Raw genomic sequence first — 26,604 nt, 5'->3', positions numbered from 1 at the left:
CACACACTATAAGCCCCACAGTATGAGGATTGGCCATGACTGAATCACGACGTCCCTACGGCGCTACGCAGCCTGAACCCATTGACGACAACGAAGACCGGATGGGCTCGATGCGCGAGCTGGATTTTGACGAGGAAGCGCCTACGGCAGAGATTGGCGATGAGATTCCACCTCGCGAGCGCGAGCATCTGATGCCCGAAGAGCGGGTGCGTGAGGCCGGGATGACGGGCGCTTCGACGGCGGATCATGAGTCTACGGATGATGACATGAGCCCGGAAACGCTGATCCATGAAGACGGTGCGCGGGATGCCCAGGAAGCCGGTGAAGGCGAGCAGGCGGATTGGGACTTGAGTATCGTCGATGAAGATGAAATTGGCGGCGGGAATGGGTTGGATGAGGCAGAGCTGGCCGACCTTGATCCGATTGACGGCAACCGCTGAAAAAACGCGGTTCAACAGGTGAGAGCGAGCTTGCTCACGAATGCGGAGTGCCAGTCGACCGATATCTTGACTGACACACTGCTTTCGCGAGCAAGCCCGCTCCCACATTTGGATTTGTGGTTAATCCACCAACGTGCAGGCCATGACGACCGCGTCTTCGCGGCCCCCGATGGCAGGGTAGTAATCTCGACGCCGACCAATTTCATTGAAGCCATAGCGCTCATACAGGCGGAACGCGCCAGTATTGCTGTCACGCACCTCCAGGAAGCACTCACGTGCACTGGCGGCGTAGGCACGGGACATCAAGTGTTCCAACAGCGCCAGGCCAAGGCCGCGGCCCTGATTCTCCGGCTTTACGGTGATGTTCAACAGGTGCGCTTCGTCGAGGATGATCTGCACCACGCCATGCCCCACCTGCTGCTCCCCTTCGAACATCAGCCAGATCTGGTACTTGCCCAGCCCATCGAGAAAAATGCCACGGGTCCAGGGATGGCTGAACGCCGCGTATTCGATTTTCAGCACGGCGTCGAGGTCAGCCTCGGTCATCGGGCGGAAGGATAAAGCCTCACTCATCGGTTGTTTTCCAGCGCGCCATCAGCCGGCGCATGGCTTGCCAGACATCAGCCTTACGCTGTGGCTCTTCCATTAATAATTCCAGGCCCGGCAGGGCCCATACCGAACCCAGGCCTTCGACCTGCAGTTCGCGATACCAGGCTTCGGCATTGGCTTCGCCGGCAAAGCGCACGGCGGGCAGGCCGATCAGCCACAGGCACACACAGGGTTCGTCCTCCAGGCGTGCCGACACAAAACCTTGCACAAAATCCCGAGCGGCTTCCGGGCCCTGGTCCATGTTGCCGCGGACCAGAAGCGGCCAGCGCACCGGGTCGCCGACGATCTGCGGGCTGTCGGGCAGGCCGGCGGCGCGCAGCATGTCCTTGAGCAGCATGTAGGCAGGGTCGCGGGTCTGGAAACGTTCGCCGGTGGGCAATTCCACCAGCAGCAGACAGCGTCCGGCACGCAGCAATTGCAGGGCAAAACGCGGTGGCGGCACCACCGGGGCCTTGACCACCGGCGCCGCCTCTTCCACCACCTTGGCGGCCTTGGTCACCGGCGACGGACGCGGCACTTCGACCTTCGCCCGTTCGACGACCGGGCGCGTCTCAGGCGCAGGCTTGACCACCGCCACCGGCGCGGCCGCCTCCTCGCCCGACGACTCGAACGCCTCAAAGGGCTCAAGCGCCTGCAACAGCTCCGGCCGCGACGGCGCGGCAAACGGCAGTTCGGTGCGGGGCAGCCAGTTGACCACCTGCATGGCGGTCAAGTAAGCGCGACGTCGGGACTCGATAAGCACAGCTCGGCCACTTGTGGATAACTAAAGAGCGGGGATTCTACCGCTGTTCGGCAACAATCGCCCACTGCGCACTGACCGGCTGTGGATAAATCCCGCGCCCGATGCAGTACAATCGCGACTTTTAATCGCCAACCAGCCGGCCATTCCCATGATCGAACCCAAGCGCGTCCTGCGCGCCCTCGCCGAACACTGGGCCTTACTTGAGCCACTGTGCGAACACTTCGACCAAGGCACCCTGAGCCTGGGTGAACTGCGCGCACAATTGGCCGCCCAACAACTGGACAGCACGCCCCAGGACATCACCAGCCTGCTGGACGTGTGGATTCGCCTGGATATCCTGGTGCCTGTCGCCAAGAGCCCGAACCGTTTCGAGCTCAACGCACAGATCCACGACTTCCTCGCCTATCTTCGCAAGGAGCACCGGCTTGGCCTGTGCCTGGAAATCGAAGCCTACCTGCGCCACCTTGAGCGCCTGGCGGGTTATATCCAGGACGCCTTCGACATCCGTGATGGCCACGACCTGGCCCGCCAACTGCGCCTGCTCGACATGCGCGTGCGGGACGTGCTGAAAAAACTCGCCAACGACGAACAGGCCCTCGCTGCCGTGGCCGACCGCGCCAAGACCAGCGACCGGCAGATCCCGTTGCGCCAGCGTTACGCGGAGGTGTTGGCCACCTGGGACGAGTACGTCGAACCGATGATCCAATTGGTGAACGCCGACGGCGCGTTCGAGCAAGGCGTGCGCAAGGTGGAGAATGTGCTGCTGCGCATGCTCACCGAGCAACAGCGCCTCGGCCACCTGGTGGATGACGACATGCTGCTGCGCACTCACGCGCGCATCCTCGAAATGCAGACCAGCGCCCAGCTGACCTTGCGTCACGCCCGCGAGCTGTTGCTGCCACTGCGTGAAGAAGCCCGCCGACACAATGCCGTGACCCGTGGCGCGGCGCTGGCGCTGTCGGCGATTCGCCGCAAAGGCCTGGACGCGGTGCCGCAAGCGGCGATGCCGATGTTCACCCGGCCGCAAAGCACGTTTCTCGGCAGTGCCAGCCAGGTCGAAGCCTATGTGTACGCCCTGGCGAATTTCGAGCCGAAACCGGCGCGTTTCCCCAAGGCGCACAAGTCCCACAAGGGCGACGCCCAGCGCGCACCGCGCACGGTCAAGGAGATGCTCGAGCGCTGCGAAGACGCACTGCCGATGCCGGATCTGATGACCTGGCTGCTGGAACAGGAACCGGACGGCGCCACCGACGAATTGCTGTACTGGTTCTCGCGCCTGTCCCGCGAAAAACGCTTCAAGCGCGAGCGCCTGGAACGCCGCGATTACCACACACACGAGCACCAGGTCAGCCTGCGCTCATTCGCCCTGCTCCCGGCTGGATCCGACGTCGCCGAGCACTCTGCGAGTACACCTCATGCATCTTGATCTATCCGAACTGTCCCATCTGGCGCCGATCTTTCGCGAGCTGTTCAAGGGTTACCACGTCAGCCGCCGCGACCCGGAGCTGTACGCGCAACTGTCGAACTTCCAAGACCAGTACCGCACGCTGTTCAAGGCTTTGGGCTTTGAGCTGGTCTGCGATACCCGCGGCTTCTACTACTTCGTGCCGGACACCGCCGTGGCCGCCGCGCAGGTTAACAAGACCGCCCAGCGCCTGGCGTTGTTCACCTTCATCATCGTCGAGCACCTGGCCGATCAGGGCCGTGACCCGATTGCCGTGCTGGATGGTGGCAGCCTGGGCCGTGATGAACTGCCGTCGCTGCTGGAGAAGTACCGCGACCTGTTTATCCAGGCCGAAGTGCAGACCCAGGAAGAGCTCGAAGAGAAAATCATGCGCCGCATGACTCAACTCGGGTTCGCCAGCGAAGACAACGGCATCTATCGCTTCCTGCCGCCAATGCACCGTTTCCTCGATGTGTGCCTGTCGGTGCAGCAGGACCGCGATCTTGCGGCCAGCATCCATAGCGTGTTGCCGCTGCCGGCACCGGTGATCATCGACGAAGACAGCGATGAGAAATTGCTGAAAACCGATGACCCGCTGGACTTGAGTGACTTTGCGGACGAAAGCGAAGAAGACGCCCTGGCCCGCGCCATTGCCGAAGAACAGGAGACCGACGCATGAGTAAGGAACGCTACGGCATCCGCCGCTTCGCCCTATTGAACACCGCCGGTTACAGCCTGGGCCTGTTCCCACTGGAAGAACCGCTGTCGGTGTATGGCGCGAACAACCTGGGTAAATCCGCGTCGATCAACGCCTTGCAGTTCCCGATCCTGGCGCGCATGTCGGACATGAGTTTCGGCAAGTACACCCTGGAGCAATCGCGGCGTTTCTATTTCGCCACCGATACCAGCTACATCCTGGTGGAGGTCTCTCTACCCCACGGCCCGCACGTGATCGGCGTGGTCGGTCGCGGCCCGGGCGGTGGTTTCGGTCACCAGTTCTTCGCCTATGCCGGCAAGCTGGACTTGGCCCACTACCAGAAGAACGACACCTGCCTGCGCCAGAAGGAGCTGTTCACCAACCTTGAGCGCGAGGGTTTGAAAGCCTACGAACTCAAGCCCGATGAGCTACGTCGTTTGCTGGTGGGCGGCCATACGTCGATCCCGCTGGACTTGACCCTGATTCCGCTGCGCTCCACCAGCGAACAAAGCCTGAAGACCTTCCGCGCGCTGTTTATCAACCTGCTGCACATGCGGGAAATCACCGCGGCCAAGCTCAAGCAGCTGTTCCTCGATGCGTTTGAACACAGCCTGCGTTCCGGCAGCGTGGATTACATCGCTGCGTGCGAAGAAGCCTTCCGCGATGTAAGGCGCATGGAGCAGGACTACAACTCCTTGGTCGCCGCCGGTCCATTGGTCGAAGCGCTTTCCAACGGCGTGAAACAACGCGACATCCTGCGCGGCAAATTGCATCGCCTGTCACCCTTGCTGGATTCGTTGCTGGGCACCTGGTCGGACTACGCCAGTGCGCGCAAGGAAGAACTGACCATTCAGGCCGAGCATTACCGTAACGAGCAGGACGCGCTGCAGAATGACCAGCGCGGCGGCACCCAGGAATTGATGCGCCTGGAGCGTGAGATCAGCGGGATCCAGCGTTGGCTGGGTGAGCTGTCGGTGCTCAAACATCGCTTTGCGCTGGTGGATGACGTGAAGGTGCTAGAGCAACAGCTGCTGGCAGCCAAGGATGCTCACGATGAGCTGGCGGGCGCATTGGCGCAGTCGCGGCAGTTCAGCGCCGAGGATCTGGACGAGCGTCTGCGCGACCTGGAAAAGCGCCTGAAGTCGGTCAAACAGCAGCTCGACCATGCGGACAACAACAGCTACGCCAAGCTGCGGGAAGAATTCTCACAGCAGGATGTCGAGCGTCTGATGCGTCTGTTCAACAGTTCGTTGTTCAGCCTGCCGTTGGGCGAGCATGGCATCACGCTGGACGAGGATGGCCAGTGGGTCAAATCCCTGGAGCAGATCCTCGATGGCTTCAAAGGCGAGCGCTTTGAAGTACCGGGGCTGTCCATCGACATCTCCCACATCGAACCGCCGGCGTTGCAGGCGCTTGCGGATCGCGCGGCATTGCGCGACCAGAAAGAGCGCCTGGAAAAAGAACTCAAGCAACTGAAAACCCAGCAGGCCGTCGCGTCTGACCGCGCTGCGAGCAAGACTCAGACCGAAGCGCTGTACCAACAGGTGCTGGATGCACAAAAGGCGCTGGAAGACTTCCGCCGTGCACAAACCCTGAGCGCGGAGGAAGGCGAGAAGCTGGAAAACCTGGCGCAGATGGAAGCAGCGCAGGATGAGTTGAAACGCTCCAGTGATGCCTTCACTGAACGCGTCCAGCAGCTGTCGGCCAAGCTGCAACTGGTGGGCCGTCAGATCGGCGATATGGAAGCCAAGCAACGCACGCTGGATGACGCATTGCGCCGTCGTCAACTGCTGCCGGCGGACTTGCCATTCGGTACGCCGTTCATGGACCCGGTCGACGACTCCATGGACAACCTGCTGCCCCTGCTCAATGACTATCAGGACAGCTGGCAAGGTCTGCTGCGCGCCGATGGGCAGATCGAAGCACTGTATGCCCAGGTACGTCTCAAGGGCGTGGCCAAGTTCGACAGCGAGGACGATGTCGAGCGTCGCCTGCAGTTGTTGATCAACGCCTATGCACACCGTACCGATGAAGCCCTGACGTTGGGCAAGGCGCGCCGTGCGGCGGTCACCGACATTGCGCGGACCCTGCGCAATATTCGCAGCGACTACGACAGCCTTGAGCACCAGTTGGCGCTGTTCAACCGTGAGATCAACAAACGCCAGGTCTCCAACCTGCAAAGCTTCCGCATCGTGCTCGCGCCGAACAAGGAAGCCCTCAAGCATATCGACCAGATCATCCACAGTGCCGGCCAGTATGAAGAAGGCGAGACGCTGTCGGTGTTCGACCTGAGCCAGAGCGCCGAACAAGACAACAAGAACGAAGAAGCCAAGGAATACCTGGCTCGCCTGGTGGCGGCCAACCATAACCAGTTGGGCCTCAAGGACTTGTTCGAGCTGGCGTTCGAAATCACCAAGGTGCATGGCCAGCCAGTGATTCACACCGACATCGATGGTGCGGCGTCCAACGGCACCACCATGACCATCAAGGCGCTGACCAACATGTATCTGTTGCTGCACTTGATGGACCGCGACCAGGCTGGGCGTGTGCGCTTGCCGTACTACCTTGACGAAGCGGCGGACATCGACGAGAAGAACCAGGCGGCGTTGCTGGAAACCAGCTTGCAGCTGGGCTTCGTGCCGATTTTGGCCAGCGTGAAGCCACAAGTATCCGCCCAGGTGGCGATCGACCTGGAAGGCGGCAGTGGGCCGAACGGGATCTATATCGACGAGGCGGACTGGAAGTACATCCGTCGCCACGATGTGGTGAAGGCGACAATGAATGTGCAGGCGGATGAGCCGGAGTTGGATGAAGTCTGATTTGTTTCGCTGAAATGCAAAAGGCCGCGATCTTCGGGATCGCGGCCTTTTTTGTCGGCGTTTATTTGCCGAGTGGGATTTTAGGCGCCCAGGTCAGCCATTCATCTTCGAACTTGTCGAACAGCGCGAAGGTTTGCTGTGGGCGGGCGGGGTTGCCCATGCGCTCACCGTCTGGGGTGGCGAAGGCGATACCGCCGGCGACCAGGGTTTCCAGGGACTCGGTGCGTACCGTCGCGCCTTTGAACAGCCCAAAGTCGAGACCAAAGCCACTGGTGTTCCAGAAGCGGCTGCCGCTGCGCACCAGGGGAGCGTACTTGGGCTCGATCAGGATGTGGATCAGTACGCGGTCAGCGGTCTGGCCCAATTCGTAGCCGGTCACTTTGCCCACGGTGACTTCACGGTAAGTGACCGGTACGCCTTCCTTCAGTGAACCGCGGCGTGCGGCGCTGAGGGTGAGGCTCAAGCCAGCTTCCTGGTGCACGGCTTCTGGGGGTTGATCCAGCGCGACGAAACTCTTTTGTGGGCCGGCATTTTTCGCCGCTGGCAGCACTTCAATGTATTGCCCGGTGACCAGGGTTTCCAGGTTAGAGGTTTTCATCAGTCCCAGCTCAGGCTTGACCACCCAGAACTGACTGCCGGCGCGGGCAATGCGGTCTGCCACTTGGGTGATACGGGCGCTGAGCAGCACCGATTGCATGTCGGCACTCAGGTCGACACTCTCAATCTTACCGACGTCCAAACCTTTGAAACGTACGGGCGTGCCAGGACGCATGCCATCGGCGCGGTCGACCTTGATGGTCACCAAGGTGCCGTGTTGGTTGGCGGCTTCGCGGTCGGCAAACAAGCGGAAACGCGGGATGCGCTTTTTCAGAGGCACGTTCGGCTCCGGGGTTTCGAAGGCGATGCCGCCGGCCATCAGGCTGGCCAGGGATTCACTCTTGACCTGGATGCCGCCTGTGAGGCCACCGGTCAGGGTGACGCCGCTGGCATTCCAGAAACGCGTCGAGCCGTTGACCAGGTTTTCGTATTCCTTCTCGATATGGACGCCGATCACCAATTGCTTGTTCTTGCGCGAGAACTGGTAGCTCTGCACCGAGCCGACCTTGACCTGCTTGTAGAGGATCGGACTGCCGACATCCAGGGAGCCGAGGTTGTCGGTGAACAACACCATGTGCAGGCCTGGTGAGCGCAGGTCCAACGGTGGAGCCTTGGCGCGGGCAACGAATTCGCGCTGTGGGGCGGTGCCTTTGTCACCAGGGCGGATGGCGATGTAATTGCCTTTGACCAAGGCTTCAAGCCCGGTGATGCCGGCCAGGGAAATCGAAGGTTTGACCACCCAGAACTGGGTGTCTTGCACCAGGTAATCCTCGGCCAGTGGGTCGAGGGTCAGTTCTGCGTTGGCGCTGGACAGGTCCGGGTCGACCTTCAGGGTTTTCAGGCTACCGACCTGGATGCCTTTGTACATCACTGGCGTACGGCCAGCTTGCAGACCTTCGAAGTCGGTGAGCTTGACCTTGACCCGGATGCCGGCTGCGGCCGCGTCAAAATCCTCGTACAAACGGAAGGGCAGGCTCGGATCCGTGGGCGGGCTGTCCTTGCGATTTTCCGGCGTGGCGAAGGCGATGCCGCCGGCGACGATGCTGGAAAGGGATTCGCTGCGGACTTTTACACCGGAGAGATTGGCGTCGATGCTGATGCCGCTGGCGTTCCAGAACCGTGTGTGTTTACGCACAAGACTGGCGTAGGTTGGCTCGATGTAGACCTTGATCTCGACCGTGCTCTGGTCTTCGGAGAGCAAGTAGCTTTTGACCTGACCGACCTGGATCTGTTTGTAGAACACCGGACTGCCACGGTTGAGCGAACCAAGGCGGTCGGCCTTGACGGTCAAGTGCAGGCCCGGTTTCGCGTCGGACAACGGCGGCTCTTCGGAGAGCGCCTTGAATTTGCGCGTGGGTTCACCGTCGCCTGGGCTGGCGGCGATGTAGTTGCCTGACACCAGGGTTTCCAGGCCGGTGATACCGGCGAGGCTAACGCTCGGTTTGACCAGCCAGAAGCGCGTATTGGTTTTGAGGTATTGGTCGACGTCCTTGTTCATCTCGATGGTGGCGATCACCCCGCGATTGTTACCCTCGTCGTCCAAGGCCAGAGCCTTGACCTTGCCCACCGGCATACCTTTGTAGACCACTTCGGTCTTGTTGACCTGGATGCCTTCGCCGCTTTCAAAGCGCACCTGGATATCGATGCCTTGTTGGGAATAGGCACGCCACCCCAGCCAGCCACCGATGATCAGGGCAATCAGGGGCAGCACCCAAATAGCCGACCAGTTGGAAGCTGGGCGGGTTTTAGCTTTAGGCAAATCACTCATGGTCGTCGTCCGACTCCGTGTTATCCCAAATCAGTCGGGGATCGAAAGTTACTGCGGCAAGCATCGTCAAGATCACCACACTGGCGAACGCTGCCGCGCCGAGATTAGCCTCGACGCTGGCAAGTCGCCCAAAGTTTACAACCGCCACCAGGATGGCGATCACGAAGATATCCAGCATGGACCAGCGGCCAATGAATTCGATAAAACGGTACATCACAATGCGTTGTTGCGCGGACAGCGGTTGGTGACGCTGCACCGAGAACAGTAGCAGACCTATGCCGACCAGCTTAAATGTCGGCACCAGGATACTGGCGATAAACACCACGGCGGCGATAGGGAACATGCCGTGCTGAACGAGTTGGATCACACCGGCCATGATGGTACTGGGATCCCCCTGCCCCAAGGAATTGATCGTCATGATGGGGAGCAGGTTGGCGGGGATGTACAAAATTGCCGCAGTGATCAGCAACGCCCAGGTGCGAGTGAGGCTATTGGGGCGCCGCGCATGGATCAACGCACCGCAGCGCGTGCAGAGCTGCTCGTCGCTATCGGGGTCTTGCTTGTTCAACTCATGGCATTCGGTACAAATCAGAATGCCTGCATCAATCGCCCGCATGATCATCCTCTCCTGACAACGCTTGCCAGATCTGGTGGGGCGACATCACCACCTCAAGCAGCACCTGAACCATTAATAAGCTGACGAAACAGACAAGACCCAGGCCCACCGTGATGGCGGCCATGTCGGCGAGTTTAACGATCGCCACCAGTACGCCCATCAGATAGACCTCCAACATCCCCCAGTCTTTCATGTGATGGTAGATGCGGTAAAACAGCAGTCCATAACTGCGGCCGATGTTCCAGCGAATGCTGAGCAACACTGCCAACTGGCAAAGCAGCTTGAGCAATGGGATACCCATGCTGCATAGGAATACCACGGCGGCAACGCCTTGCATGCCGGTATCGAACAAGCCAACGACGCCGCTCCATACCGTGTCTTCAGAGGACTGCCCAAGTAGATTGAGCTGCATGATCGGCAGAAAGTTCGCGGGGATGTACAACAGCAACGCCGCCAGCACCAAGGCGAGGCTTCGCTCAACGACGTTGTGGCGGTGAGCGTATAGCTCGTAACCGCAACGCGGGCATTGGGCTTTTTCGCCAAGGGCGAGCACTGGTTTGCGCATCAGCAAGTCGCACTCATGGCATGCCACCAGGTCGTCCAGCGGTAAATCCGACACCTCAAGGGCATCAACCGGATCGGGCATAAGTAGGGCTCGGACTCTAAAAAAAGGTTAGGTGCCTATTCTAGTGGTCTGGTTCAGAAATAACTGTGCAAATTTGTCGGGGGATTCGAGGCGCTAATGTTTTCGACCGCCCAAAACAAAACCCCATCTGCTTTCGCAAATGGGGTTTCGGAATTTAATCTTGACGATGACCTACTCTCACATGGGGAAACCCCACACTACCATCGGCGATGCATCGTTTCACTGCTGAGTTCGGGATGGGATCAGGTGGTTCCAATGCTCTATGGTCGTCAAGAAATTCGGGTACTGAGTCGTGACCTGATGGCCTCGCTTCAGCAAATTGGGTATGTGACAGATCGGTGTTTTGTGAGATATCGAACTTTCGGTTCGTATCATCTTCACACACCGCAATCTGATGCTCGTTAGAGTAGTCAAATTGCTTGGGTGTTATATGGTCAAGCCTCACGGGCAATTAGTATTGGTTAGCTCAACGCCTCACAGCGCTTACACACCCAACCTATCAACGTCGTAGTCTTCGACGGCCCTTCAGGGAACTCAAGGTTCCAGTGAGATCTCATCTTGAGGCTAGTTTCCCGCTTAGATGCTTTCAGCGGTTATCTATTCCGAACATAGCTACCCGGCAATGCCACTGGCGTGACAACCGGAACACCAGAGGTTCGTCCACTCCGGTCCTCTCGTACTAGGAGCAGCCCCTCTCAAATCTCAAACGTCCACGGCAGATAGGGACCGAACTGTCTCACGACGTTCTAAACCCAGCTCGCGTACCACTTTAAATGGCGAACAGCCATACCCTTGGGACCGGCTTCAGCCCCAGGATGTGATGAGCCGACATCGAGGTGCCAAACACCGCCGTCGATATGAACTCTTGGGCGGTATCAGCCTGTTATCCCCGGAGTACCTTTTATCCGTTGAGCGATGGCCCTTCCATACAGAACCACCGGATCACTAAGACCTACTTTCGTACCTGCTCGACGTGTCTGTCTCGCAGTCAAGCGCGCTTTTGCCTTTATACTCTACGACCGATTTCCGACCGGTCTGAGCGCACCTTCGTACTCCTCCGTTACTCTTTAGGAGGAGACCGCCCCAGTCAAACTACCCACCATACACTGTCCTCGATCCGGATAACGGACCTGAGTTAGAACCTCAAAGTTGCCAGGGTGGTATTTCAAGGATGGCTCCACGCGAACTGGCGTCCACGCTTCAAAGCCTCCCACCTATCCTACACAAGCAAATTCAAAGTCCAGTGCAAAGCTATAGTAAAGGTTCACGGGGTCTTTCCGTCTAGCCGCGGATACACTGCATCTTCACAGCGATTTCAATTTCACTGAGTCTCGGGTGGAGACAGCGCCGCCATCGTTACGCCATTCGTGCAGGTCGGAACTTACCCGACAAGGAATTTCGCTACCTTAGGACCGTTATAGTTACGGCCGCCGTTTACCGGGGCTTCGATCAAGAGCTTCGCGTTAGCTAACCCCATCAATTAACCTTCCGGCACCGGGCAGGCGTCACACCCTATACGTCCACTTTCGTGTTTGCAGAGTGCTGTGTTTTTAATAAACAGTCGCAGCGGCCTGGTATCTTCGACCGGCATGAGCTTACGGAGCAAGTCCTTCACCCTCACCGGCGCACCTTCTCCCGAAGTTACGGTGCCATTTTGCCTAGTTCCTTCACCCGAGTTCTCTCAAGCGCCTTGGTATTCTCTACCCAACCACCTGTGTCGGTTTGGGGTACGGTTCCTGGTTACCTGAAGCTTAGAAGCTTTTCTTGGAAGCATGGCATCAACCACTTCGTTAACTAAAAGTTAACTCGTCATCAGCTCTCGGCCTTAAGATCCCGGATTTACCTAAGATCTCAGCCTACCACCTTAAACTTGGACAACCAACGCCAAGCTGGCCTAGCCTTCTCCGTCCCTCCATCGCAATAACCAGAAGTACAGGAATATTAACCTGTTTTCCATCGACTACGCTTTTCAGCCTCGCCTTAGGGACCGACTAACCCTGCGTCGATTAACGTTGCGCAGGAAACCTTGGTCTTTCGGCGTGGGTGTTTTTCACACCCATTGTCGTTACTCATGTCAGCATTCGCACTTCTGATACCTCCAGCAAGCTTCTCAACTCACCTTCACAGGCTTACAGAACGCTCCTCTACCGCATCACTTACGTGATACCCGTAGCTTCGGTGTATGGTTTGAGCCCCGTTACATCTTCCGCGCAGGCCGACTCGACTAGTGAGCTATTACGCTTTCTTTAAAGGGTGGCTGCTTCTAAGCCAACCTCCTAGCTGTCTAAGCCTTCCCACATCGTTTCCCACTTAACCATAACTTTGGGACCTTAGCTGACGGTCTGGGTTGTTTCCCTTTTCACGACGGACGTTAGCACCCGCCGTGTGTCTCCCATGCTCGGCACTTGTAGGTATTCGGAGTTTGCATCGGTTTGGTAAGTCGGGATGACCCCCTAGCCGAAACAGTGCTCTACCCCCTACAGTGATACATGAGGCGCTACCTAAATAGCTTTCGAGGAGAACCAGCTATCTCCGAGCTTGATTAGCCTTTCACTCCGATCCACAGGTCATCCGCTAACTTTTCAACGGTAGTCGGTTCGGTCCTCCAGTTAGTGTTACCCAACCTTCAACCTGCCCATGGATAGATCGCCCGGTTTCGGGTCTATTCCCAGCGACTAGACGCCCTATTAAGACTCGCTTTCGCTACGCCTCCCCTATTCGGTTAAGCTCGCCACTGAAAATAAGTCGCTGACCCATTATACAAAAGGTACGCAGTCACCTAACAAAGTAGGCTCCCACTGCTTGTACGCATACGGTTTCAGGATCTATTTCACTCCCCTCTCCGGGGTTCTTTTCGCCTTTCCCTCACGGTACTAGTTCACTATCGGTCAGTCAGTAGTATTTAGCCTTGGAGGATGGTCCCCCCATATTCAGACAAAGTTTCTCGTGCTCCGTCCTACTCGATTTCATGACTAAGAGATTTTCGCGTACAGGGCTATCACCCACTATGGCCGTACTTTCCAGAACGTTCCGCTAATCTCAAAGCCACTTAAGGGCTAGTCCCCGTTCGCTCGCCACTACTAAGGGAATCTCGGTTGATTTCTTTTCCTCAGGGTACTTAGATGTTTCAGTTCCCCTGGTTCGCCTCTTGCACCTATGTATTCAGTACAAGATAACCATCTTATGATGGCTGGGTTCCCCCATTCAGACATCTCCGGATCAAAGTCTGTTTGCCGACTCCCCGAAGCTTTTCGCAGGCTACCACGTCTTTCATCGCCTCTGACTGCCAAGGCATCCACCGTATGCGCTTCTTCACTTGACCATATAACCCCAAGCAATCTGGTTATACTGTGAAGACAACATTCGCCGAAAATTCGAATTTCTCAATTAAGAGAACTCACAAATTTTACCTTAGCCTGATCCGTTACCAGTGAAAGTAACGTTCAGTCTATCTTTCTATCACATACCCAAATTTTTAAAGAACGATCTAATCAAAGACTAGAAATCAACATTCATCATCAACCCGATGGAATGCTCATTTCTAAGCTTTCAAAACTTTCAGAAGCAGTAGTGGTGGAGCCAAACGGGATCGAACCGTTGACCTCCTGCGTGCAAGGCAGGCGCTCTCCCAGCTGAGCTATGGCCCCGTATTTCTACAGGCGTTTCCCACACAAAATTGGTGGGTCTGGGCAGATTCGAACTGCCGACCTCACCCTTATCAGGGGTGCGCTCTAACCAACTGAGCTACAGACCCAATTTCGGGCTGCTTCTTATCGTCTTCTTCAATGAATCAAGCAATTCGTGTGGGAACTTATGGAGCAGCTGATGTCGTCGATTAAGGAGGTGATCCAGCCGCAGGTTCCCCTACGGCTACCTTGTTACGACTTCACCCCAGTCATGAATCACACCGTGGTAACCGTCCTCCCGAAGGTTAGACTAGCTACTTCTGGTGCAACCCACTCCCATGGTGTGACGGGCGGTGTGTACAAGGCCCGGGAACGTATTCACCGCGACATTCTGATTCGCGATTACTAGCGATTCCGACTTCACGCAGTCGAGTTGCAGACTGCGATCCGGACTACGATCGGTTTTATGGGATTAGCTCCACCTCGCGGCTTGGCAACCCTCTGTACCGACCATTGTAGCACGTGTGTAGCCCAGGCCGTAAGGGCCATGATGACTTGACGTCATCCCCACCTTCCTCCGGTTTGTCACCGGCAGTCTCCTTAGAGTGCCCACCATTACGTGCTGGTAACTAAGGACAAGGGTTGCGCTCGTTACGGGACTTAACCCAACATCTCACGACACGAGCTGACGACAGCCATGCAGCACCTGTCTCAATGTTCCCGAAGGCACCAATCTATCTCTAGAAAGTTCATTGGATGTCAAGGCCTGGTAAGGTTCTTCGCGTTGCTTCGAATTAAACCACATGCTCCACCGCTTGTGCGGGCCCCCGTCAATTCATTTGAGTTTTAACCTTGCGGCCGTACTCCCCAGGCGGTCAACTTAATGCGTTAGCTGCGCCACTAAAAGCTCAAGGCTTCCAACGGCTAGTTGACATCGTTTACGGCGTGGACTACCAGGGTATCTAATCCTGTTTGCTCCCCACGCTTTCGCACCTCAGTGTCAGTATTAGTCCAGGTGGTCGCCTTCGCCACTGGTGTTCCTTCCTATATCTACGCATTTCACCGCTACACAGGAAATTCCACCACCCTCTACCATACTCTAGTCAGTCAGTTTTGAATGCAGTTCCCAGGTTGAGCCCGGGGATTTCACATCCAACTTAACAAACCACCTACGCGCGCTTTACGCCCAGTAATTCCGATTAACGCTTGCACCCTCTGTATTACCGCGGCTGCTGGCACAGAGTTAGCCGGTGCTTATTCTGTCGGTAACGTCAAAACAATCACGTATTAGGTAACTGCCCTTCCTCCCAACTTAAAGTGCTTTACAATCCGAAGACCTTCTTCACACACGCGGCATGGCTGGATCAGGCTTTCGCCCATTGTCCAATATTCCCCACTGCTGCCTCCCGTAGGAGTCTGGACCGTGTCTCAGTTCCAGTGTGACTGATCATCCTCTCAGACCAGTTACGGATCGTCGCCTTGGTGAGCCATTACCTCACCAACTAGCTAATCCGACCTAGGCTCATCTGATAGCGCAAGGCCCGAAGGTCCCCTGCTTTCTCCCGTAGGACGTATGCGGTATTAGCGTTCGTTTCCGAACGTTATCCCCCACTACCAGGCAGATTCCTAGGCATTACTCACCCGTCCGCCGCTCTCAAGAGAAGCAAGCTTCTCTCTACCGCTCGACTTGCATGTGTTAGGCCTGCCGCCAGCGTTCAATCTGAGCCATGATCAAACTCTTCAGTTCAAACATCTTTGGGTTTTTAAGAAACCCTAAACTTGGCTCAGCAATCGTTGGTTACATCTTTGATTTCTCGCGGAGTAACTTGTGATGCTGATAATCTTGTTGACTATCAGTCTGACTCCACAAGCACCCACACGAATTGCTTGATTCAGTTGTTAAAGAGCGGTTGGTTAAGATCTTTCGTCTCAACCGAGGCGCGCATTCTACAGCAGCCTCATTTGCTGTCAAGTGATTATTTTCAGAAGTTTTCGAAGAATTCTTCAACAACTTCAACCACTTGCGCCTTCGATCTCTCGTTAGCGGGAGGCGAATTCTACAGCGTTACACGCTGCTGTCAACACCTCTTTTTCAACTCCCTTTTGGCTTCGATGAACTGAAGCAACCTGCTGCCGAAACCTACATAACTCATTGTTTACCAAGGAGTTTTCCGTTTCGACTGCGCCGGAAGTGGGGCGAATTATAGACGTCTGGAATCTGCCGTCAACACCTTTTTCATATTTCTGTCATATCGGTCAAAAAACCCCAAAAAAGCGAAAGCCGGCCCCGAGGGGCCGGCTTTCTACTTGCATTACGACAAGCTAGGGAAAGCAAACTGCGACGCTTCATGACTGGCACGTTGCGGCCAACGCTGGGTGATTGCTTTCCGACGGGTATAGAAACGCACCCCATCCGGCCCATAGGCATGCAGGTCGCCAAACAACGAACGCTTCCAGCCACCAAAGCTGTGATACGCCACCGGCACCGGCAGTGGAACGTTCACGCCCACCATGCCCACTTCAATCTCGTCACAGAACAAACGTGCGGCCTCACCATCGCGAGTAAAGATGCAGGTGCCATTGCCATATTCGTGATCGTTGATCAGTTGCATTGCCGCTTCCAGGCTATTCACCCGAACCACGCACAGCACCGGGCCAAAGATCTCTTCCTTGTAGATGCGCATCTCAGGCGTCACACGGTCAAACAGGCTGCCGCCGAGGAAGAAACCCTCCTCATGTCCGGCAACACTCAAGCCACGACCATCAACCACCAACTCAGCACCCGCCGCCACACCGTCCTCTATATAGCCACTGACTTTGTCACGTGCTTGCCCCGTCACCAGCGGCCCCATATCCAGGCCGCAGGACGTGCCCGCGCCGATCTTCAGCGCCTTGACCTGCGGCACCAGCTTGGCAATCAACGCATCCGCCACCTGCTCGCCCACGCACACGGCCACCGAGATCGCCATGCAGCGCTCACCGCAAGAACCGTATGCCGCCCCCATCAAGGCACTGACGGCGTTATCCAAGTCCGCATCCGGCATCAGCACCGCATGGTTCTTCGCACCACCCAGCGCCTGGACGCGTTTGCCGCGCTTGGTCGCTTCGGAATAGATGTACTCGGCAATCGGCGTCGAACCCACGAAACTCAACGCTTTCACTTCCGGTGCTTCAATCAGCGCATCCACAGCGCCCTTGTCGCCATGCACCACGCTCAATACGCCTTTAGGCAGACCGGCTTCCTGCAGCAGTTGTGCGATCAACAACGTCGAACTCGGATCACGCTCCGATGGTTTCAGAATGAAACAGTTGCCGCACACGATCGCCAACGGATACATCCACAGCGGCACCATCGCAGGGAAGTTGAACGGCGTAATACCAGCAACTACACCCAGTGGTTGGAAATCCGACCACGCATCGATGTTCGGTCCTACGTTACGGCTGTACTCGCCCTTCAGAATCTCCGGCGCCGAGCACGCGTACTCGACGTTTTCAATGCCGCGCTTCAATTCGCCGGCGGCATCTTCCAAGGTCTTGCCATGCTCTTCGCTGATCAATTGCGAGATACGTGCTTCGTTCTGCTCCAGCAATTGCTTGAAACGAAACATCACCTGCGCACGCTTGGCCGCAGGGGTGTTGCGCCAGGCAGGGAACGCCGCCTTGGCCGAGTCAATTGCCTGCTGGATGGTTTCACGGCTGGCCAACGGCACTTGGTGGATCACCTGGCCGGTGGACGGGTTGTACACGTCGGCACTGCGACCGCTGTCGTTGACCAACTCACCGTTGATCAAATGCTGGATAAGGCTCATGCAGGGCTCCTGAAAAATTGTTCTATATAGAAGGAGAAATCAGTCGATCTTGTTCAGCACTTCGCCGACCGCATCGAACAGGCGATCCAGGTCCTGCGGCTTGCTGTTGAAGGTTGGGCCGAACTGCAGGGTGTCGCCACCAAAACGCACGTAGAACCCGGCTTTCCACAAGGCCATGCCGGCCTCGAATGGACGCACGATCGCATCGCCGTCACGCGGAGCAATCTGGATCGCGCCGGCCAGGCCGTAGTTACGGATATCAATGACGTTCTTGCTGCCCTTCAGGCCGTGCAGCGCATTTTCAAAGTGCGGTGCGACTTCGGCTACGCTCTGCACCAGGTTTTCCTTCTGCAGCAGGTCCAATGCCGCCAGCCCGGCCGCGCAAGCGACCGGATGCGCCGAGTAGGTGTAGCCGTGGGGGAATTCCACCGCGTACTCAGGCGTCGGCTGGTTCATGAACGTCTGATAGATCTCGCTGCTGGCAATCACCGCGCCCATCGGGATCGCGCCGTTGGTGACTTGCTTGGCGATGCACATCAGGTCCGGGGTCACGCCGAAACTGTCGGCACCGAACATCGAGCCAGTACGACCGAAACCGGTGATCACTTCGTCGAACACCAACAGGATGTTGTGCTGATCGCAGATCTCACGCAGACGCTTGAGGTAACCCTGTGGAGGCACCAACACGCCGGCCGAACCGGCCATCGGCTCAACAAACACGGCGGCGATGTTCGACGCGTCATGCAGCTCGATCAACTTGAGCAGTTCATCGGCCAGCGCAATACCGCCCTGCTCCGGCATGCCACGGGAGAATGCATTGCTCGCCAACAAGGTATGCGGCAGATGGTCAACATCCATCATCGCCTGACCAAACATCTTACGGTTGCCGTTGACGCCGCCCAGGCTGGTACCGGCGATGTTCACTCCGTGATAACCCCGGGCACGGCCAATCATCTTGGTCTTGGTGGCCTGACCTTTTAGACGCCAGTAAGCACGCACCATCTTCACCGCCGTATCGGCGCACTCGGAGCCGGAGTCAGTGAAGAACACATGGTTCAGATTGCCAGGGGTCAGGTCGGTGATCTTTTCCGCCAATTGGAAGGACAATGGATGACCGTATTGAAAGCCCGGCGAGTAGTCCAGCGTGCCCAATTGTTTGGCCACCGCTTCCTGGATTTCCTTGCGGGTATGCCCGGCGCCGCAGGTCCACAGGCCCGACAACGAGTCGTACACTTTGCGACCCTTGTCATCAGTCAACCAGCTACCTTCGGCCGCCACGATCAGGCGCGGGTCACGCTGGAAGTTACGGTTGGCGGTGTACGGCATCCAGTGCGCGTCCAGCTTCAATTGGCTGGCCAGGGACGAAGGGGCGTTTTCGGGCATGTTCATCAGCAAAACCTCGCAAGGCAAAAGGCAGCGTCGGGATTGAAAAGCGTTCTTGCAGCTAAGTTGCCACGGGGATAAAGTCGGTGAAATCCAACTTTTCTAACCTTCAGTCAGGCCGTTACTAAACTATGAGCATCCGTCGACCCGATCCGCTGGCCCAAGTCAGCGACTTCGATATTCGCCTGCTGCGCATCTTTCGCAGTGTGGTGGAGTGCGGAGGCTTCTCGGCGGCGGAGACTGTGCTCGGCATTGGGCGCTCGGCCATCAGCCAGCAGATGAGCGACCTGGAACAACGCCTGGGATTACGCCTGTGTCAGCGCGGGCGCGCCGGATTCTCCCTGACCGAAGAAGGCCGCGAGGTCTATCAGTCGGCGCTGCAACTATTGAGTGCCCTGGAAAGCTTTCGCACCGAGGTCAACGGCCTGCACCAGCATTTGCGCGGCGAGTTGATCATCGGCCTCACCGACAACCTCGTCACCCTGCCCCACATGCGCATCACCCACGCACTTGCACAGCTGAAGGAGCGCGGCCCGGATGTGCAGATCCAAATTCGCATGATCGCCCCCAACGAAGTCGAACAAGGCGTACTCGATGGACGCCTACATGTGGGGGTCGTGCCCCAGGCCAGCGCCCTATCGGGGTTGGAATACCAGCCGCTGTACAGCGAACGCTCATTGCTCTACTGCGCCGTTGGCCACCCGCTGTTCTATGCCGACAATAAACAGCTGGACGATGCCCGCGTTGATGCCCAGGACGCCATCGCCCCGACCTTCCGCCTGCCTGCCGAGATCCAGGCCCACTACCAGGCGCTCAACTGCACCGCCAGCGCTTCCGACCGTGAAGGCATGGCGTTCCTGATTCTCACCGGCCGCTACATCGGCTACCTGCCCGACCACTACGCCAGCCTGTGGGTGCAACAAGGCCGACTGCGAGCGCTGAAACCCGCTACACGTTTTTACGATTTAAGCCTCGCATCGGTCACGCGCAAGGGACGCCGCCCTCATTTGGTGCTGGAAAGCTTTCTGGAAAGTCTCGCGGCTACCCGCTAACTCGGCTCCAAGCCAAAAAGCTGAGCAGTTGGACAGTTTTTTGCAGAAGCACAAGGACCTTGAACCGTCCGACGCGAGTTTGCCCACCATGCCACCAGAATCCACCAGCCCCAGCGACCTGATCTACGGCCTCAACGATCGCCCGAAACCCGCCCCTGCCTTTCTCGCCGCACTGCAACATGTACTCGCCGCATTTGTCGGCATCATCACCCCGCCGCTGATCATCGGTTCCACCCTGGGCCTGGCCGATCATTTGCCCTATCTGGTCAGCATGGCGTTGATGGTTTCCGGTGTAGGTACCTTCATCCAGGCGCGTAGGCCATTTGGCATCGGTGCCGGGATGATCTGTTTGCAAGGCACCAGCTTTGCGTTTCTCGGCGCGGTACTGTCGGCGGGATTCCTGGTGAAGCAACGCGGTGGCAGTCCGGAAGACATCATGGCGATGATCTTCGGCGTGTGCTTTTTCGGCGCCGTGGTGCAGATCGTGCTGAGCCGCTTTATCGGACAACTGCGCCGAGTCATCACGCCTTTGGTTACCGGGATTGTCATCACCCTGATCGGCATCAGCTTGATCAAGGTGGGTATCACTGACCTCGGCGGCGGTTTCAACGCCCCCGACTTCGGCGCCCCCACCAATCTGGCGTTGGGCCTGTTCGTCGTACTGACGATCATTCTGCTCAACCGCTGCAACACACCTTGGGTACGCCTCTCGGCAATCATCATCGGCTTGGCCCTCGGCAGTCTTGCAGCCTGGTTCAGCGGCAAGCTCGTGCCTCAAGCCCTCCCCGACCTGCCCCTGATCAGCCTGCCGGTCCCATTCCGCTTCGGTTTCAACTTCGACTGGAGCGCTTTCCTGCCGATTGCGCTGATTTATCTGATCAGTAGCATCGAAACCGTCGGCGATCTCACCGCCAACTGCATGATCGCCCGCCAGCCCATCAGCGGCCCTTCTTATATAAGCCGGCTTAAAGGTGGCGTTCTCGGCGATGGCGTGAGCTGCATGATCGCCGCCACCTTCAGCGCCTTCCCCAATACCACCTTCGCGCAGAACAACGGCGTGATCCAACTGACCGGTGTAGCCAGCCGTTACGTCGGCTTATATATCGGCGCGCTGTTGTTTTGCCTCGGCTTGTTTCCAATGATTGGCGCGGTGCTGCAGCAAATCCCCAAACCGGTATTGGGCGGCGCCACCCTGGTGATGTTCGGCAGCGTGGCCGCCGCCGGCGTGCGCATCCTCGCCCAGGCGCCCCTGGACCGGCGCAGCATGCTGATCATCGCCACTTCGTTCGGCGTTGGCCTGGGTATCGCCGCCCAACCGAACCTGCTGCACCTTATGCCGACGCTGGTACAGAATCTGTTCGACTCCGCCATCACCAGCGGCGGGCTGACCGCCATTGTGTTGTGCCTGTTATTGCCCGAAGCCGGAACAACCGAGACCGCCGCAAACCACACACCGGAAAGCGACACACTGGAACCGCTTTGACGGTTTTATTGCATCAGGACTTGTCTGAGGCTTGAGGGTGGGTTATCTGTGCACACGTCGTCTCTATCGATCAGCACGGAAACCTCCATGAGCCTCGAAGTTCCTGCCCACAGCAATCACGCCGGTAAGCCCGCCAGCCGCATTCGGCAAAAGAACGAACAAGCGATACTCCAGGCTGCTGAAGATGAGTTCGCGCGCCATGGCTACAAAGGCACCAGCATGAACACCATTGCTGCCAGCGCCGGGCTGCCCAAGGCTAACCTGCATTACTACTTCACCAACAAGCTGGGCCTGTATATTGCGGTGCTCAGTAACATCCTCGAACTGTGGGACAGCACCTTCAACACCCTGACCGCCGAGGATGACCCTGCCGTAGCCCTCACCCGCTACATCCGCACCAAGATGGAGTTCTCGCGGCGCCAACCCCAGGCCTCGCGGATTTTCGCGATGGAGATCATCAGCGGTGGCGAATGCCTTACCGAGTATTTCAGCCAGGATTACCGTGCCTGGTTCAGTGGCCGTGCGGCGGTGTTCCAGGCCTGGATCGACGCAGGCAAGATGGACCCGATCGACCCGGTGCACCTGATCTTCCTGCTGTGGGGCAGCACCCAGCACTACGCCGATTTCGCCACCCAGATCTGCCGCGTCACCGGTCGCACCAAGCTGACCAAGCAGGATATGGAAGACGCTGGCACTAACCTGATTCACATCATTCTCAAGGGGTGCGGCATCAAGCCGGCCCCGTAGACGAAGCGACTTATGCCTTTCACGCTCACCGGCCTTTGCGAGTTTCGCGAAGAAATACGCAAAAGCCGCTTTATTACCCTCGCGGCTCCCATCACCAGCCCGCAGGACGCACAGGCGTTTTTCGAGCAGCACAGCGACTTGAATGCCACACACAACTGCTGGGCCTGGAAGCTCGCCGACCAATATCGCAGCCATGACGACGGCGAACCCGGCGGCACCGCTGGCCGGCCAATACTGGCAGCCATCGAGGCACAGGGCTTTGATCAGGTCGCGGTGCTGGTGATTCGCTGGTACGGCGGCATCCAGTTGGGCACCGGCGGTCTGGCCCGAGCCTACGGCGGTGGCGCCAATAAATGCCTGCAGACGGCCGAACGCATCGAACTGATAAGCCGCGTGCCTTTGAGTTGCGCTTGCGGTTTCGCCGAGCTGAACCTGGTGAAGCTGCGCGTTGCTGACCTCGGTGGACTGGTGGTTGAAGAAACCTTCACCGCCAACGGCGTCGAGTTGCAGCTCGCCTTGGGCGAAGCACATATTGACACCCTGCAGATTCAACTCGCCGACCTCAGCCGTGGGCGTATCCTGCTACAACGCTGAACACCCTGAACCGCGACTCTTAAAGGAAGCTTTTCATGTCTACGCCAAAAACCGCATTGATCATCGGCGCCTCCCGTGGGCTGGGCCTTGGCCTGGTCAAGCAACTGCTCCAGCAAGGCTGGGACGTGACCGCCACCGTGCGTGATCCAAGCAAGGCCGACGCCCTGAAAGCCGTGGGCCCGGTACAGATCGAGAAGCTCGACATGGACGATCAACAAGCCGTGATCGCCCTGAGCCAACGCCTGAAAGAACGCACCTTCGACCTGCTGTTCGTCAACGCCGGCGTCAAGGGCCCCGCCAATCAGGAGCCGGGCCACGCCACGTTGGCAGAAGTCGGCCAACTGTTCTTCACCAACGCCGTAGCACCGATCAACCTGGCCCAGCGCTTTGTCGGGCAAATCCGCAAGGACACGGGCGTGCTGGCCTTCATGAGTTCGGTACTGGGCAGTGTGACCATCCCCGACGGCTCTGACCTCGCCTTGTACAAAGCCAGCAAAGCGGCACTCAATTCCATGACCAACAGCTTCATCACCCAACTGGGCGATCACACGTTGACCGTGCTCTCATTGCACCCGGGCTGGGTGAAGACCGACATGGGCGGCGAAAACGCGCACATCGACGTCGACACCAGCGTACGCGGCCTGGTGGAACAGGTGAACGCCTACACTGGCAAAGGCGGCCATCACTTCATCGATTACAAAGGCGACACCATCGCCTGGTAAATGCCCGTACGCTGTAGGAGCGGTCTTGCCCGCGATGGTCTCAAGGGCATCGCGCTCCTACAGATAGACCCGAACATGGACTACAAGTAAACTTTGCACCTCGCCCTCACCGGCGACCCTGGATCAGCAGACAGGGCAACACTGAGCTGGCAAACCTGAACCCATCATTCAGAGGAGCCGGCCAATGCCTGCGACCCGTATCTGGTTAAAAAACCCCCTCGCGATTTTCACTGCCAACGGCCTCGACGCCCGTGGCGGCCTGGTGCTGCAAGACGGTGTGATCACCGAACTGCTGGCCCAAGGCCAAGAGCCCGCACAGCCCTGCGCCCAAGTGTTCGATGCGCGTGAGCATGTGGTCCTGCCGGGGCTGATCAACACCCACCACCACTTCTATCAAACCCTGACTCGCGCTTGGGCGCCGGTGGTCAATCAGCCATTGTTTCCCTGGTTGAAAACCTTGTACCCGGTTTGGGCGCGGCTCACCCCGGAAAAACTCGGCCTCGCCAGCAAAGTTGCGTTGGCCGAATTGCTGCTCTCGGGCTGCACCACGGCAGCAGACCACCACTACCTGTTCCCCGACGGCCTGGAAAATGCCATCGACGTACAGGTAGAAAGCGTGCGCGAGCTGGGCATGCGCGCCATGCTCACTCGCGGTTCCATGAGTTTGGGTGAAGCCGACGGTGGCCTGCCACCGCAACAGACCGTGCAGCAAGGCCAAGTCATCCTTGAAGACAGCCAGCGCCTGATCCACGAATACCATGAGCGTGGTGACGGCGCGCAGATCCAGATCGCCCTGGCACCCTGCTCACCTTTTTCCGTCACCCCGGAAATCATGGCAGCCAGCGCCGAGCTGGCCAACCGCCTGGATGCGCGCCTGCACACCCACCTGGCGGAAACCCTCGACGAAGAAGACTTCTGCCTGCAGCGCTTCGGCCTGCGCACCGTGGACTACCTCGACAGTGTCGGCTGGCTCGGCCCGCGCACCTGGCTGGCCCATGGCATTCACTTCAACCCGGATGAAATCGAGCGCCTGGGCGCCGCCGGCACCGGTATCTGCCATTGCCCAAGCTCGAACATGCGTCTGGCGTCCGGCATCTGCCCTACGCTGGATCTGCTCGCTGCGGGCGCGCCTATCGGCTTGGGCGTGGACGGTTCAGCCTCCAACGATGCGTCGAACATGATCCTTGAAGCCCGCCAGGCCTTGTACATCCAGCGCCTGCGCTACGGCGCGGAAAAGATTACCCCGGAAGGCGTATTGGGCTGGGCAACCAAAGGGTCGGCGCAGTTGTTGGGCCGTACGGATATCGGTGAATTGGCCGTCGGAAAACAGGCCGATCTGGCGCTGTTCAAGCTCGATGAGCTGCGCTTCTCCGGCAGCCACGATCCGATCTCGGCGCTGCTGTTGTGCGGCGCCGACCGTGCGGACCGGGTGATGATTGCAGGCAAATGGCGCGTCATCGACGGTCAGGTCGAAGGATTGGACCTGCAAGGCTTGATCGCCGATCACACCCAGGCCGCGCGCCAGTTGATCGCCGGCTGATTACAACCCCAGCAGCGACAACATGATAAAGGTCGCAAACAGCACAAAATGGGTCATCCCTTCGATGGCGTTGGTTTCGCCATCGTTGAGGTTGATCGCACTGACAATCAGCGTGATAAGCACCATCACGGTCTGTACCGGGGTCATTGCCATCTGGAACGGCTGACCGGTGTAGAGCGCCATCGCCTCCATCACCGGCACCGTCAGGATCACCGTCGACAGCGAAGCACCCAACGCAATATTCACCACCGACTGCATGCGATTAGCCAACGCGGCACGTAACGCCGTCAGGATCTCCGGCGCCGCTGAAATCGCCGCGACCACAATCGCCGTAATCACCGGCGGCGCCCCCGTGCCTTCCAACCCCAGATCCAGCGTCTTGGACATCACCTCGGCCAGTGCGCCGATCACAATCACCCCAAACACCAGAGTGCCAATGGAAAACGCCAGGTTGACCGGCGGCGCCTGCTCTTCTTCCGGCAGTTTCTTGCGGCGTTTTTCCGGGTAGCTGTAGCTGAAGAAATAACTGTGCGGCCCCACCTGCATCCGCAGAAACAGGGTGTACAACACCACCATCGCGCCAATGGTGAAGGCCGAGTAAATTTTCCAGTCGGCCTCGGGGATGAATTCCGGAACGACCATCGACACGCCCATGGCGGTAAGGATCATCACACTGTAGGTGCGTGCCGAATCATCGTTGTAGGACTGCTCGCCATGTTTGATGCCCCCCATCAACGCGGCCAGGCCGAGGATGCCGTTGATATCGAGCATGACCGCCGAATAAATGGTGTCACGCACCAGGGTGGGCGACGGCTCGTTACTCATCATGATCGCCAGGATCACCACTTCCACCAGGACGGCGGCGAGGGTGAGGATCATGGTGCCGTAGGGGTCACCAACTTTTTCCGCCAGTTGCTCGGCATGGTGGGCCACGCGCATCGACGCCACCACGATAAAGCCGATCAACACCACGCCGGCCAGCAACGCCGTGATTTGCCCGCTGTGAAGCATCCAGTGCTCCAACGGGTAGGCGGCGATGGCAGCAATCAGCGCCAGCAGCATAAATTTTTCTTGCTTGAGGGATGTGAGCATTCCGGGCCTTTTAGTGCGGCAAATCAGTCATTGATGGGGTACAGACTGCGTCACGCCGCTAACGTTTCGTTACACCTTAGTTCAAGTGGCCCTTGCGCGAATGCAACGAAAACGATCCTGCTGGTCAGGTTTTGCCGATTATTTCGGCCATGGGCTGTAGAATGCCGCCATTGCACCT

Annotated in this window: 18 protein-coding genes, 2 tRNA genes and 3 rRNA genes; 10 read left to right on the top strand and 13 right to left on the bottom strand. The window is 58.0% G+C overall.

Annotated elements, in window-relative coordinates:
* The first annotated feature begins 35 nt into the window (after positions 1–35).
* Positions 36–440: a hypothetical protein gene (locus PF1751_RS03305; protein ID WP_010213395.1), complete on the top strand. Its 405-nt coding sequence runs from the start codon at positions 36–38 to the stop codon at positions 438–440.
* A 120-nt stretch (positions 441–560) separates the two neighbouring features.
* Here the strand turns inward: PF1751_RS03305 and rimI are convergent, their stop codons facing one another.
* Both rimI and PF1751_RS03295 read right to left on the bottom strand, forming a co-directional pair.
* Positions 561–1,013, bottom strand: coding sequence for a ribosomal protein S18-alanine N-acetyltransferase (gene rimI / locus PF1751_RS03300; protein WP_010213396.1), 453 nt, complete (start codon positions 1,011–1,013; stop codon positions 561–563).
* Positions 1,006–1,752, bottom strand: coding sequence for a hypothetical protein (locus PF1751_RS03295; RefSeq protein WP_031291041.1), 747 nt, complete (start codon positions 1,750–1,752; stop codon positions 1,006–1,008). Before PF1751_RS03295 ends, rimI begins: the two co-directional genes overlap by 8 nt.
* Positions 1,753–1,939: 187 nt before the next feature.
* Between PF1751_RS03295 and mksB the strand changes: the two genes are divergently transcribed.
* The 3 genes from mksB to mksF are packed head-to-tail and all read left to right on the top strand — an operon-like array spanning position 1,940 to position 6,751.
* Positions 1,940–3,217 (top strand): Mks condensin complex protein MksB, encoded by a 1,278-nt coding sequence (mksB, locus tag PF1751_RS03290; RefSeq protein WP_010213398.1) that lies wholly within the window; start codon positions 1,940–1,942, stop codon positions 3,215–3,217.
* A complete protein-coding gene (gene mksE, locus PF1751_RS03285; RefSeq protein WP_044286592.1) occupies positions 3,207–3,914 on the top strand; it encodes an Mks condensin complex protein MksE in 708 nt (235 codons plus the stop codon). The genes mksB and mksE overlap by 11 nt, the downstream gene beginning before the upstream one ends.
* Positions 3,911–6,751 (top strand): Mks condensin complex protein MksF, encoded by a 2,841-nt coding sequence (mksF, locus tag PF1751_RS03280; protein WP_010213400.1) that lies wholly within the window; start codon positions 3,911–3,913, stop codon positions 6,749–6,751. The genes mksE and mksF overlap by 4 nt, the downstream gene beginning before the upstream one ends.
* A gap of 61 nt (positions 6,752–6,812) precedes the next feature.
* Here the strand turns inward: mksF and PF1751_RS03275 are convergent, their stop codons facing one another.
* The 10 genes from PF1751_RS03275 to aptA form a co-directional block, all read right to left on the bottom strand.
* On the bottom strand, positions 6,813–9,116 hold the full coding sequence (locus PF1751_RS03275; protein ID WP_010213401.1) for a PqiB family protein: 2,304 nt from the start codon (positions 9,114–9,116) through the stop codon (positions 6,813–6,815).
* Complete coding sequence (locus PF1751_RS03270; protein WP_010213402.1) at positions 9,109–9,732, bottom strand: paraquat-inducible protein A; 624 nt, start codon at positions 9,730–9,732, stop codon at positions 9,109–9,111. Before PF1751_RS03270 ends, PF1751_RS03275 begins: the two co-directional genes overlap by 8 nt.
* Positions 9,719–10,378 (bottom strand): paraquat-inducible protein A, encoded by a 660-nt coding sequence (locus PF1751_RS03265; RefSeq protein WP_010213403.1) that lies wholly within the window; start codon positions 10,376–10,378, stop codon positions 9,719–9,721. Before PF1751_RS03265 ends, PF1751_RS03270 begins: the two co-directional genes overlap by 14 nt.
* A 158-nt stretch (positions 10,379–10,536) precedes the next feature.
* Positions 10,537–10,652: ribosomal RNA gene (gene rrf, locus PF1751_RS03260) — 5S ribosomal RNA — on the bottom strand.
* 156 nt (positions 10,653–10,808) lie between these two features.
* Positions 10,809–13,700, bottom strand: a 23S ribosomal RNA gene (locus PF1751_RS03255).
* Positions 13,701–13,949: 249 nt separating this feature from the next.
* Positions 13,950–14,025 (bottom strand) — tRNA-Ala (locus PF1751_RS03250).
* A gap of 30 nt (positions 14,026–14,055) precedes the next feature.
* A tRNA-Ile gene (locus PF1751_RS03245) sits at positions 14,056–14,132 on the bottom strand.
* An 82-nt stretch (positions 14,133–14,214) separates the two neighbouring features.
* Positions 14,215–15,751, bottom strand: a 16S ribosomal RNA gene (locus tag PF1751_RS03240).
* The 16S, 23S and 5S rRNA genes sit together here with 2 tRNA genes alongside, the layout of an rRNA operon.
* 565 nt (positions 15,752–16,316) lie before the next feature.
* Complete coding sequence (locus tag PF1751_RS03235; protein WP_042570908.1) at positions 16,317–17,813, bottom strand: CoA-acylating methylmalonate-semialdehyde dehydrogenase; 1,497 nt, start codon at positions 17,811–17,813, stop codon at positions 16,317–16,319.
* A 39-nt stretch (positions 17,814–17,852) separates the two neighbouring features.
* Positions 17,853–19,202, bottom strand: coding sequence for an omega-aminotransferase AptA (gene aptA / locus PF1751_RS03230; RefSeq protein WP_010213406.1), 1,350 nt, complete (start codon positions 19,200–19,202; stop codon positions 17,853–17,855).
* A 125-nt stretch (positions 19,203–19,327) separates the two neighbouring features.
* Between aptA and PF1751_RS03225 the strand changes: the two genes are divergently transcribed.
* The 6 genes from PF1751_RS03225 (at position 19,328) to PF1751_RS03200 (ending at position 25,334) form a co-directional block, all read left to right on the top strand.
* On the top strand, positions 19,328–20,248 hold the full coding sequence (locus PF1751_RS03225) for a LysR family transcriptional regulator (RefSeq protein WP_010213407.1): 921 nt from the start codon (positions 19,328–19,330) through the stop codon (positions 20,246–20,248).
* Positions 20,249–20,336: 88 nt separating this feature from the next.
* Positions 20,337–21,731 carry a uracil-xanthine permease family protein gene (locus tag PF1751_RS03220; RefSeq protein WP_010213408.1) on the top strand — a complete coding sequence of 465 codons (1,395 nt, stop codon included), beginning with the start codon at positions 20,337–20,339 and terminating at the stop codon, positions 21,729–21,731.
* A gap of 87 nt (positions 21,732–21,818) precedes the next feature.
* A complete protein-coding gene (locus PF1751_RS03215) occupies positions 21,819–22,478 on the top strand; it encodes a TetR/AcrR family transcriptional regulator (protein WP_010213409.1) in 660 nt (219 codons plus the stop codon).
* Between the two features lie 12 nt (positions 22,479–22,490).
* Complete coding sequence (locus tag PF1751_RS03210; protein WP_010213410.1) at positions 22,491–23,072, top strand: IMPACT family protein; 582 nt, start codon at positions 22,491–22,493, stop codon at positions 23,070–23,072.
* Positions 23,073–23,107: 35 nt separating this feature from the next.
* Positions 23,108–23,794 (top strand): SDR family oxidoreductase, encoded by a 687-nt coding sequence (locus PF1751_RS03205; protein ID WP_010213411.1) that lies wholly within the window; start codon positions 23,108–23,110, stop codon positions 23,792–23,794.
* A 184-nt stretch (positions 23,795–23,978) separates the two neighbouring features.
* A complete protein-coding gene (locus tag PF1751_RS03200; protein ID WP_044286591.1) occupies positions 23,979–25,334 on the top strand; it encodes an 8-oxoguanine deaminase in 1,356 nt (451 codons plus the stop codon).
* On the opposite strand, the gene PF1751_RS03195 is transcribed toward PF1751_RS03200, so the two are convergent.
* Complete coding sequence (locus PF1751_RS03195; RefSeq protein WP_010213414.1) at positions 25,335–26,426, bottom strand: calcium:cation antiporter; 1,092 nt, start codon at positions 26,424–26,426, stop codon at positions 25,335–25,337. It lies immediately after the preceding gene.
* Positions 26,427–26,604 lie beyond the last annotated feature (178 nt).

Origin of the sequence: Pseudomonas simiae (assembly GCF_000934565.1) — a bacterium.
Classification (GTDB): Bacteria; Pseudomonadota; Gammaproteobacteria; order Pseudomonadales; family Pseudomonadaceae; genus Aquipseudomonas; species Aquipseudomonas simiae.
Note: the sequence above shows the minus strand (reverse complement) of the source record. Positions and strands in the feature narration are given on the sequence as shown.

Bases quoted from the DNA above. Each gene is read 5' to 3' on its own strand.
- PF1751_RS03205 (WP_010213411.1), top strand. From the start codon at position 23,108: ATGTCTACGCCAAAAACCGCATTGATCATCGGCGCCTCCCGTGGGCTG.
- PF1751_RS03225 (WP_010213407.1), top strand. From the start codon at position 19,328: ATGAGCATCCGTCGACCCGATCCGCTGGCCCAAGTCAGCGACTTCGAT.
- mksB (WP_010213398.1), top strand. From the start codon at position 1,940: ATGATCGAACCCAAGCGCGTCCTGCGCGCCCTCGCCGAACACTGGGCC.
- PF1751_RS03195 (WP_010213414.1), bottom strand. From the start codon at position 26,426: ATGCTCACATCCCTCAAGCAAGAAAAATTTATGCTGCTGGCGCTGATT.
- mksF (WP_010213400.1), top strand. From the start codon at position 3,911: ATGAGTAAGGAACGCTACGGCATCCGCCGCTTCGCCCTATTGAACACC.
- PF1751_RS03235 (WP_042570908.1), bottom strand. From the start codon at position 17,813: ATGAGCCTTATCCAGCATTTGATCAACGGTGAGTTGGTCAACGACAGC.
- PF1751_RS03270 (WP_010213402.1), bottom strand. From the start codon at position 9,732: ATGCGGGCGATTGATGCAGGCATTCTGATTTGTACCGAATGCCATGAG.
- PF1751_RS03200 (WP_044286591.1), top strand. From the start codon at position 23,979: ATGCCTGCGACCCGTATCTGGTTAAAAAACCCCCTCGCGATTTTCACT.
- PF1751_RS03305 (WP_010213395.1), top strand. From the start codon at position 36: ATGACTGAATCACGACGTCCCTACGGCGCTACGCAGCCTGAACCCATT.
- PF1751_RS03220 (WP_010213408.1), top strand. From the start codon at position 20,337: ATGCCACCAGAATCCACCAGCCCCAGCGACCTGATCTACGGCCTCAAC.
- PF1751_RS03275 (WP_010213401.1), bottom strand. From the start codon at position 9,116: ATGAGTGATTTGCCTAAAGCTAAAACCCGCCCAGCTTCCAACTGGTCG.
- mksE (WP_044286592.1), top strand. From the start codon at position 3,207: ATGCATCTTGATCTATCCGAACTGTCCCATCTGGCGCCGATCTTTCGC.
- PF1751_RS03295 (WP_031291041.1), bottom strand. From the start codon at position 1,752: ATGCAGGTGGTCAACTGGCTGCCCCGCACCGAACTGCCGTTTGCCGCG.
- rimI (WP_010213396.1), bottom strand. From the start codon at position 1,013: ATGAGTGAGGCTTTATCCTTCCGCCCGATGACCGAGGCTGACCTCGAC.
- PF1751_RS03215 (WP_010213409.1), top strand. From the start codon at position 21,819: ATGAGCCTCGAAGTTCCTGCCCACAGCAATCACGCCGGTAAGCCCGCC.
- PF1751_RS03210 (WP_010213410.1), top strand. From the start codon at position 22,491: ATGCCTTTCACGCTCACCGGCCTTTGCGAGTTTCGCGAAGAAATACGC.
- PF1751_RS03265 (WP_010213403.1), bottom strand. From the start codon at position 10,378: ATGCCCGATCCGGTTGATGCCCTTGAGGTGTCGGATTTACCGCTGGAC.
- aptA (WP_010213406.1), bottom strand. From the start codon at position 19,202: ATGAACATGCCCGAAAACGCCCCTTCGTCCCTGGCCAGCCAATTGAAG.